Genomic DNA, 255 nt, shown 5'->3' with positions numbered 1-255 from the left:
GCAATTACACAAGCCATTTGTGATTACCGTAAACAAAACGATATTTTTGGGCCATTATTTTTAGGTAAAGATACTCATGCGCTTAGTGAAGCTGCCTTTAACTCTGCAATTGAAGTGCTTGTCGCTAACGAAGTACAAGTAATTACTCATCAAGATGGCGACTTTACTCCAACTCCTGTTATTAGCCATGCAATTGTTTGTCACAATAAACGCAATCCTAATGAGCTTGCAGATGGCATTGTTGTTACGCCTTCA

At 38.8% G+C, this 255-nt stretch carries 1 pseudogene; it reads left to right on the top strand.

Features of this window, described 5'->3' with window-relative positions:
* Nucleotides 1-255, top strand: a pseudogene (locus tag SB756_RS32540) (alpha-D-glucose phosphate-specific phosphoglucomutase); the annotation flags it as partial.

Origin of the sequence: Pseudomonas sp. SIMBA_068, from assembly GCF_046534705.1 — a bacterium.
Taxonomy (GTDB): domain Bacteria; phylum Pseudomonadota; class Gammaproteobacteria; order Pseudomonadales; family Pseudomonadaceae; genus Aquipseudomonas; species Aquipseudomonas putida.
This window is presented reverse-complemented; position numbering and strand designations above follow the sequence as displayed.